This is a genomic window from Enterobacter cloacae complex sp. GYL001 (assembly GCF_049237125.1).
GTDB classification, from domain to species: Bacteria; Pseudomonadota; Gammaproteobacteria; order Enterobacterales; family Enterobacteriaceae; genus Enterobacter; species Enterobacter hormaechei_C.
Genome location: NZ_JBMKGW010000039.1, coordinates 1 through 6,887, shown reverse-complemented (window position 1 = coordinate 6,887; position 6,887 = coordinate 1). Strand labels below are relative to the sequence as shown.

11 protein-coding genes and 1 pseudogene are annotated in these 6,887 nt (G+C 47.2%); 5 read left to right on the top strand and 7 right to left on the bottom strand.

Annotation, left to right across the window (positions count from 1 at the left end; translation table 11 throughout):
* Positions 1-154: 154 nt before the first annotated feature.
* Entirely contained in the window at positions 155-1,363 is a 1,209-nt protein-coding gene (locus ACOTWU_RS24860) for a type II site-specific deoxyribonuclease (protein WP_001749969.1), read from the top strand.
* Positions 1,364-1,396: 33 nt separating this feature from the next.
* Here the strand turns inward: ACOTWU_RS24860 and ACOTWU_RS24855 are convergent, their stop codons facing one another.
* Entirely contained in the window at positions 1,397-2,830 is a 1,434-nt protein-coding gene (locus tag ACOTWU_RS24855) for a DNA cytosine methyltransferase (RefSeq protein ID WP_001288432.1), read from the bottom strand.
* A 98-nt stretch (positions 2,831-2,928) separates the two neighbouring features.
* On the opposite strand from ACOTWU_RS24855, the pseudogene ACOTWU_RS24850 reads away from it, so the two are divergent.
* Positions 2,929-3,201, top strand: a pseudogene (locus tag ACOTWU_RS24850) (IS1 family transposase); the annotation flags it as partial.
* A gap of 10 nt (positions 3,202-3,211) precedes the next feature.
* Here the strand turns inward: ACOTWU_RS24850 and ACOTWU_RS24845 are convergent.
* The 6 genes from ACOTWU_RS24845 to ACOTWU_RS24820 form a co-directional block, all read right to left on the bottom strand.
* A complete protein-coding gene (locus tag ACOTWU_RS24845) occupies positions 3,212-3,418 on the bottom strand; it encodes a hypothetical protein (protein ID WP_001749967.1) in 207 nt (68 codons plus the stop codon).
* Between the two features lie 4 nt (positions 3,419-3,422).
* Entirely contained in the window at positions 3,423-4,064 is a 642-nt protein-coding gene (locus ACOTWU_RS24840; protein ID WP_012561158.1) for a restriction endonuclease, read from the bottom strand.
* Positions 4,065-4,119: 55 nt separating this feature from the next.
* Positions 4,120-4,353, bottom strand: a complete 234-nt coding sequence (locus ACOTWU_RS24835) for a hypothetical protein (protein WP_012561157.1) — start codon at positions 4,351-4,353, stop codon at positions 4,120-4,122.
* A 113-nt stretch (positions 4,354-4,466) separates the two neighbouring features.
* Positions 4,467-4,781, bottom strand: a complete 315-nt coding sequence (locus tag ACOTWU_RS24830) for a TrbM/KikA/MpfK family conjugal transfer protein (RefSeq protein WP_016338363.1) — start codon at positions 4,779-4,781, stop codon at positions 4,467-4,469.
* Entirely contained in the window at positions 4,778-5,122 is a 345-nt protein-coding gene (locus ACOTWU_RS24825; RefSeq protein ID WP_012561155.1) for a hypothetical protein, read from the bottom strand. The genes ACOTWU_RS24830 and ACOTWU_RS24825 overlap by 4 nt, the downstream gene beginning before the upstream one ends.
* Before the next feature lie 15 nt (positions 5,123-5,137).
* Positions 5,138-5,443 carry an H-NS family nucleoid-associated regulatory protein gene (locus ACOTWU_RS24820; RefSeq protein WP_012561154.1) on the bottom strand — a complete coding sequence of 102 codons (306 nt, stop codon included), beginning with the start codon at positions 5,441-5,443 and terminating at the stop codon, positions 5,138-5,140.
* A gap of 108 nt (positions 5,444-5,551) precedes the next feature.
* Here ACOTWU_RS24820 and ACOTWU_RS24815 point away from each other — a divergent pair, with 108 nt between their 5' ends.
* From ACOTWU_RS24815 to ACOTWU_RS24805, 3 genes are read left to right on the top strand one after another with little or no spacing between them, the layout of a single operon-like run.
* A complete protein-coding gene (locus tag ACOTWU_RS24815; protein ID WP_013279384.1) occupies positions 5,552-6,289 on the top strand; it encodes a lytic transglycosylase domain-containing protein in 738 nt (245 codons plus the stop codon).
* Positions 6,290-6,297: 8 nt separating this feature from the next.
* Entirely contained in the window at positions 6,298-6,579 is a 282-nt protein-coding gene (korA, locus tag ACOTWU_RS24810) for a transcriptional repressor KorA (RefSeq protein ID WP_016338364.1), read from the top strand.
* Positions 6,580-6,588: 9 nt separating this feature from the next.
* The gene (locus tag ACOTWU_RS24805; RefSeq protein ID WP_148839772.1) at positions 6,589-6,813 is read left to right on the top strand and encodes a conjugal transfer protein TraM; all 225 of its coding nucleotides are present in this window, start codon (positions 6,589-6,591) and stop codon (positions 6,811-6,813) included.
* Positions 6,814-6,887 lie beyond the last annotated feature (74 nt).

Sequence of the window (6,887 nt, the reverse complement as noted above, 5' to 3'; positions counted from 1 at the left end):
GTGCAGATCACTTCTGATATTGAACTGTCAGGAGCTGGCTGCACAACAGCCATTACGCCCAATCAACTGGTGCAGTCGTCTTCTGAAAATGACACTGTTTGTATATAATCATGAAAAAATGGTGAGTAGAGTTTCAGGGTAACAGGGGATGCTTATGTCGGTTTTCCACAACTGGCTACTTGAGATCGCATGTGAGAATTACTTCGTCTACATCAAACGCCTTTCCGCCAACGATACCGGCGCAACAGGTGGTCACCAGGTAGGGCTTTATATCCCTTCAGGTATCGTTGAAAAACTCTTTCCGTCTATCAACCATACCCGTGAACTGAACCCTTCGGTTTTTCTCACCGCACATGTGTCATCGCATGATTGCCCTGACAGCGAAGCCAGGGCAATTTATTATAACAGCCGTCATTTTGGTAAAACCCGGAATGAAAAAAGGATTACCCGCTGGGGTAGAGGCAGCCCACTTCAGGATCCTGAAAATACAGGGGCTCTGACGCTCCTGGCTTTCAAGCTTGATGAGCAAGGGGGGGACTGTAAGGAAGTAAATATTTGGGTATGCGCCAGCACTGATGAAGAGGACGTCATTGAGACCGCTATTGGTGAAGTTATACCCGGAGCGCTTATATCCGGCCCCGCAGGACAGATTCTAGGCGGACTATCTCTACAGCAAGCGCCAGTAAATCATAAATATATTCTACCTGAAGACTGGCACCTGCGCTTTCCGTCGGGAAGTGAAATTATTCAGTATGCAGCCAGCCATTATGTGAAAAATTCCCTTGATCCGGATGAGCAACTTCTTGACCGCCGGCGCGTGGAGTACGACATATTTCTATTGGTTGAGGAACTGCATGTTCTGGATATCATCCGGAAAGGATTTGGCTCTGTGGATGAATTTATTGCGCTGGCCAATTCTGTCAGCAATCGCCGTAAATCCAGAGCCGGGAAGTCTCTGGAACTGCACCTGGAGCATCTATTCATTGAGCACGGCCTGCGACACTTTGCGACGCAGGCCATCACAGAAGGTAATAAAAAACCCGATTTCCTTTTCCCTTCCGCAGGGGCTTACCACGATACTGAGTTTCCCGTAGAAAATCTGCGCATGCTGGCAGTCAAGACTACCTGTAAGGATCGCTGGCGTCAGATACTGAATGAGGCCGATAAAATTCATCAGGTGCATCTGTTTACACTCCAAGAGGGAGTTTCTCTGGCTCAATATCGGGAGATGCGGGAGTCGGGTGTCAGATTGGTCGTGCCATCATCGCTGCACAAAAAATACCCGGAGGCGGTGAGAGCTGAGCTAATGACGCTAGGTGCGTTTATTGCTGAGCTGACAGGGCTTTACGCAGATATTCCATAGATTATCTCCCGGCATAAATACCGGGAGGAGCGATCAGATTCGTTCAACCTTGCACGAATCGGCATTAACCGCTTTCAGGATATAAGGTTCAAGCAGTTTGGCTACGGCTTCAAACACGGGCACCACTACGGAGTTACCGAACTGCCTGTACGACTGAGTGTCTGACACAGGAATGCGAAAAGGCCTGCCATCTACTTTTTCAAAACCCATAAGGCGCGCGCACTCTCGTGGAGTCAGCCTGCGGGGCCGATGCGCCTGATTTTCTTCGTTCGCGAAGTCTGTTTCACCTGTGGCCATATCCCAGCCACGGTCTATCAGAATTTCAGACCCGTCTTTGTGATAGCGAGCAGAAAGCGTACGGGCAATGCTTTCTTTATTTTCAGGATTAACGAGGCCAAAACCGAATCCGTTACCCTTAGCTGCGTGCTTTTTGGCGTAGTTATAGAGATACTCCCAGAGTTTCGGCGTCAGTATATATTTGCTGTCAACCACGGGTTCCAGCAGTTCGCCAAATGACGGACGCTGTTCCGGATAAAAACGACTAATATCGCGCAGGGTAAAGCCCTGGTGAATGTTCAGATCACGACGGAAACCGACCAAAACGATACGTTCTCGGTGCTGAGGTAAAAAGTGCTTTCCGTCGATAACTTTAGGATCGTTTTTGCCCATCTCAGCTGCATCCGCAACTTCATAGCCCAGTTCGTCGAGGGTATCCATGATGACTTTAAAGGTTTTACCCTTGTCATGGCTCTTCAGGTTTTTAACGTTTTCAAGAACAAAGATGGCAGGTTTTTTTGCGCGTATAATACGCGCCACATCGAAGAAAAGCGTTCCCTGAGCCTCACATTCGAAACCATGCGCGCGCCCGAGCGAGTTTTTCTTGCTTACGCCCGCAAGGCTGAACGGTTGACAGGGGAAACCTGCTAGAAGTACATCATGATCCGGCACATGCTCATTAATGTAAGCATAGGCATCGTTTTCAGGTACTTCAGGTTTATCACTGAGCGTGACTTCCCGAATATCGAGATTGAAAGTGTGTTCCTGAGCATCGTTAAACCAGTTAGCTTTATATGTGCGCACAGCCTCTTTATTCCATTCACTGGTAAAAACGCACTGGCCACCGATGGTTTCGAAGCCCTTCCGTATACCTCCAATCCCAGCAAACAGGTCAATAAACCGGAAGGCATAGTCAGGGTGATGTGCAGGCGCTTCCGGAAGCATTTTTCGTAGAAGTTCCTCTTCGGCTAACGTCAGCGTCTTAGGTGAGCACTTACCATTAATCCAGCGATTAAGAGTCTCGCGACTCCACTCATTTTTACCAACTTTTCTAAGCAGTTCAGCCACGTACTTCTGGTCATAGATTTCCAGCACCTGCCCGAGCAGCTTTTTATCATTTTCCTGTCGCAGTTGTTCTTCCGCTTCTGCTTTCTCAAGCAGATCCTGCGCCAGTAATTCAAATTCAGACATATTGCCTCCATTGGGTCTTATGGGTGAAACTGTATCACTCATTTGACCCAGATTGAATGTTTTTATCTGGATATTTAAACAGGTTTATTGTTAGGTAACGCACGTTGGCCACGCTGGAGCGTCTTCTGGGCCTGCTGTCGGCCTTTGAGGTCGTGGTATGGATGACGGATGGCTGGCCGCTGTATGAATCCCGCCTGAAGGGAAAGCTGCACGTTATCAGCAAGCGTTACACTCAGCGCATTGAGCGACATAACCTGAATCTGAGACAACATCTGGCAAGGCTGGGACGGAAGTCACTGTCGTTCTCAAAATCGGTGGAGCTGCATGACAAGGTCATCGGGCATTATCTGAACATAAAACACTATCAGTAAGTTGGAGTCATTACCGGTTCTCTTTGTCTTTTAGTGATTCTATAAACCTCATTACGTCTGAATATAAAAATCTATTATTTGATTTATGTGGCTCATGAGGTTGTGGGATGGTCTTGTTTTTGAATGTGCCAGTTTTCTTAATGGCAAAGATTAATTCACCTTCTGTTATTCCTAACATTTCAGCAAATGTTTTTGCTTCTATAGTTACTGACTTCATTTAATTAACTCTCATGGTATCGATTTTCTTTACCGGCATCTTTAACAATGGTGCTCGTTTCTAGTGTTGCTGCGGTACGCTTCATCATCGTCTGCGGGGCGGTTGCGATAGTGAAGGAGCTGCCGGGCGTGAGCAAATCTATCAGGCGCTGGCCGCTGATAATCTCCATCCGTTCACTGGCAATACTGACAGATTTTGAACCTGCGCCGGTTTTCCCGGTATGGCAAAACAGACCGCGACAGTTATGACGTTTAAGCAACTTCTCGAACTCCTGTACGTGCTGTAAAGCAATATGGCCGCGATAGCGTTTAGCCTGAATAAGATAGCGATATTTTCCTATTATTACCTGGCCGTCAATGCCTCCATCGCCGGTATAGCGTTTGTTTCTGATGGTTCTGAAGCCATGCGCTTCAAATCCTTCCAGCAACAGTTCTTCAAACACAAAAGGATCAATTTTCCTCAGGTAGTTAATTTTTTGTGGGAAGCCCGGCAACGTCTTTATGCGCTCCAGCACCCGCCGCGCACTTTGCTGCTTCCTTTTGTGTCGTCGGTTGCGTACTGAACGCCGGAAGAATACAACGGCAAACAGTGCGATGGCGCTGCAAGCCCATAGAATAAGGTTTTCTGTAGTGGGGAAGGGGAACATGGTGATAGTGTGCTTTCTGTGGGTAAAGAAAAGGGCGGTTAAACCGCCCTGGTGTTTAGCGACGGCTGTAAACCTGCCACGAAGCGCTGCCTGACTGATTTTGGCAAATCCGCCCGTAAAGTACGGTGCCGGTCGAGTAGCGGGCGCCATTCAGATAGCAATAGCCGCTGGATTGCAGCAGTTCGTTGCGCAGCTTTTCTTCCTGCTTTGATAGCCGGGACTCCGCAGACTGCAAACGAACGGATAATTCGTTAATCTGGCGTTGCTGGTTATTCATCTGGCTCTGCATCGCATTACCTTTATCTTGGCTGACGCAACCAGTTAAGAGAGCTGTACAGGCTAATGCACTTAATATAATTTTTTTCACGTTGGCTCCTTAAATTGAGATTATTCCTAGCCCGCCTATAAGCGAACTTTCCCGTATTTACTTATGATCTGGCTTATCATCGACTGGTTACTTCCACCTTCGCCATTATCCGGGCATTCATTAAGAAAAGCCTTCCTGGCATCCCTCGTGTGGTTGGGTAAAAAGCCGTGCTTGTTCTTTTTAACGATATTGAAGAAAGCAGCTTCAGCACTGTTACACTCGCTTCCGCCGCTATCGCCGGTGAGCTTGCCCGCCATGCACATAATAACTTTGCAGGGATCTTCAGCATGGCTGGCAGGAAGATAAAGCAGACTACCAGCTGCTATCAGAGGGATTAAGAGTTTCTTCATTGTTTTGTCCTTAACAGTTTGTTCAGATATACACCCGCCAGAATGTTGATAACGGTAAGTAATATTAATAATAACGCAGAGTTATAAATAGATTTGTAACCTATATCGCCTGCGATATATTCGACAATAAAAACGAAAATCGTTAACATTGCGAACAACTTGATTAACTTTCCTGTAATTTTCTTAACGATATAAGCAACTGAATAAGAGCCGGATTTGATGATGCTGGCGAGTAACCTGATAGCATGGACTCGGAATTTTCTTAAAATGGGCGGAATGGAAAATGCCTTTTTCTTCCTTCTGCCTTTTTGCTTTTCCGCAAAATCAATAACATCGCCCATTTTTATACTCTCCGGTTATATCTTTAGATCATCAAGTGATAAACCACTATCAAGCAGCTCTTTGAGCCATGTTGGTCGGCGGCCAGTCCCGGACCAGGTATTTTCTGCGTTCCTGGGGTCGCGGTATTTTACTTGTCTATGTTCTCTGGGGTTGGCAACGCCCTGCATTTTCATGGCTTCCAGGCTAATGCCAGCGTCCAATTTTGCAGTTAGCCAGGCCGGGCGCTTCCCTATACCAGTCCACGTATTAAAAGGGTTATCCGGGTCACGATACATGGGTTCACCTTTGGGGCGTTTTTCTGATTTCAGGGGAACCAGCATTACCTTCCTTCCTTCAGAGGTTTTCTTTTCGTTTCTTCTTGACACGATCTCATTAGCCCTTATCATAAACATAAGTCGTCGAAATTACAATTACGCGGTGAAACGTAAATGAGTAAACATCCAAAACTTCTGGTTCTCGCTCTGGCCTGCCTTGCTTGTGCTGGCCGTGCCAGTGCTGCGCCTGCCTCAGATGAAGTTGCCAGGCTTGCGCAGAGATGTGCGCCTGATGTTTCACCCTTAACAATGGCGTACATCGTCGGCCATGAGTCCTCAAATGGGCCGTACAGGATCAATATTAACGGTGGTAGTACCCAGTTAAAACAGCAACCACGTACTGAAGCTGAGGCCGTCAGCGTTTCGAAAGTTCTGCTGAAGGATAATAAAAGTTTTGATATGGGCCTTGCACAAATTAACTCAAATAATTTAGTGGGCCTGGGTCTTTCGGTTGACGATATTTTCAAGCCCTGCATCAACCTGCGGGCGAGCCAGACCATCCTTAAAGCCTGTTATGATAGCGCCCTGAAATCCTATCCAGCCGGGCAGGTTGCGCTGAGACACGCGCTTTCCTGCTACAACACCGGCTCACTCATAAACGGGATTTCTAACGGGTATGTCACGAAAGTTATCAACGTGGCGCGTCAATCAACTGATTTGAAAATCCCTACGCTGCTACCTGATGGCCAGACCAGTGAGGACAGCACCGCGACTGAGCCTCAGCAGGCAAAAAGTACGGCCACGCAGTATGACGGTGAACAAGATGTTTTTGGTTCGGGTGATGGCGATGCCTTCAGCCGAAATAATACGGATGCCTTTTTAACCAAACAGGAAACAGCGAAGGGGGAGTGAGGTTATGGATGGAACGTTTGTACCTTGTATTGCAATCACAGATCCTGGAGCTATTTGAAACAGGAAAAGTGAAGGAGGTAACGATAAAACGGGTTTCATTAAAGACGTGGTATCCCGTTTTTCAGATAGACGATGAACAGTTGGGCCAGATCGCATGTTCCATTCGGGTTAACAAAGAGCATGAACTACGAACCTGGGCTGATTTAAGGCTACTGGCAGAGTTTTTGAAAGATAAGTGTGGCGTTGAAGAATGCCGGTTAAATCTGCAATCAACAGAAGATAGTGAGTAAGGAGAAAGTATGACCACGTTGTTTAAGAAGTATGGCCCTGCGGTAGTTATGGGCGTTTTGTCCATTGCCCTGCCGCAAATTGCGCTGGCCGCTGGCACCGATACTGGTGAATCAACCGCTACATCAATCCAGACGTGGTTGAGCACATGGATTCCAATTGGTTGTGCTATTGCGATCATGGTTAGTTGCTTTATGTGGATGCTTCACGTAATCCCGGCACTGTTGCAAAGTTAGCGATGAGGCAGCCTTTTGTCTTATTCAAAGGCCTTACATTTCAAAAACTCTGCTTACCAGGCGCATTTCGCCCA

Coding starts and splice junctions, on each gene's coding strand:
- ACOTWU_RS24860 (WP_001749969.1), top strand. CDS start 155: ATGTCGGTTTTCCACAACTGGCTACTTGAGATCGCATGTGAGAATTAC.
- ACOTWU_RS24855 (WP_001288432.1), bottom strand. CDS start 2,830: ATGTCTGAATTTGAATTACTGGCGCAGGATCTGCTTGAGAAAGCAGAA.
- ACOTWU_RS24845 (WP_001749967.1), bottom strand. CDS start 3,418: ATGAAGTCAGTAACTATAGAAGCAAAAACATTTGCTGAAATGTTAGGA.
- ACOTWU_RS24840 (WP_012561158.1), bottom strand. CDS start 4,064: ATGTTCCCCTTCCCCACTACAGAAAACCTTATTCTATGGGCTTGCAGC.
- ACOTWU_RS24835 (WP_012561157.1), bottom strand. CDS start 4,353: ATGCAGAGCCAGATGAATAACCAGCAACGCCAGATTAACGAATTATCC.
- ACOTWU_RS24830 (WP_016338363.1), bottom strand. CDS start 4,781: ATGAAGAAACTCTTAATCCCTCTGATAGCAGCTGGTAGTCTGCTTTAT.
- ACOTWU_RS24825 (WP_012561155.1), bottom strand. CDS start 5,122: ATGGGCGATGTTATTGATTTTGCGGAAAAGCAAAAAGGCAGAAGGAAG.
- ACOTWU_RS24820 (WP_012561154.1), bottom strand. CDS start 5,443: ATGCTGGTTCCCCTGAAATCAGAAAAACGCCCCAAAGGTGAACCCATG.
- ACOTWU_RS24815 (WP_013279384.1), top strand. CDS start 5,552: ATGAGTAAACATCCAAAACTTCTGGTTCTCGCTCTGGCCTGCCTTGCT.
- korA (WP_016338364.1), top strand. CDS start 6,298: ATGGAACGTTTGTACCTTGTATTGCAATCACAGATCCTGGAGCTATTT.
- ACOTWU_RS24805 (WP_148839772.1), top strand. CDS start 6,589: ATGACCACGTTGTTTAAGAAGTATGGCCCTGCGGTAGTTATGGGCGTT.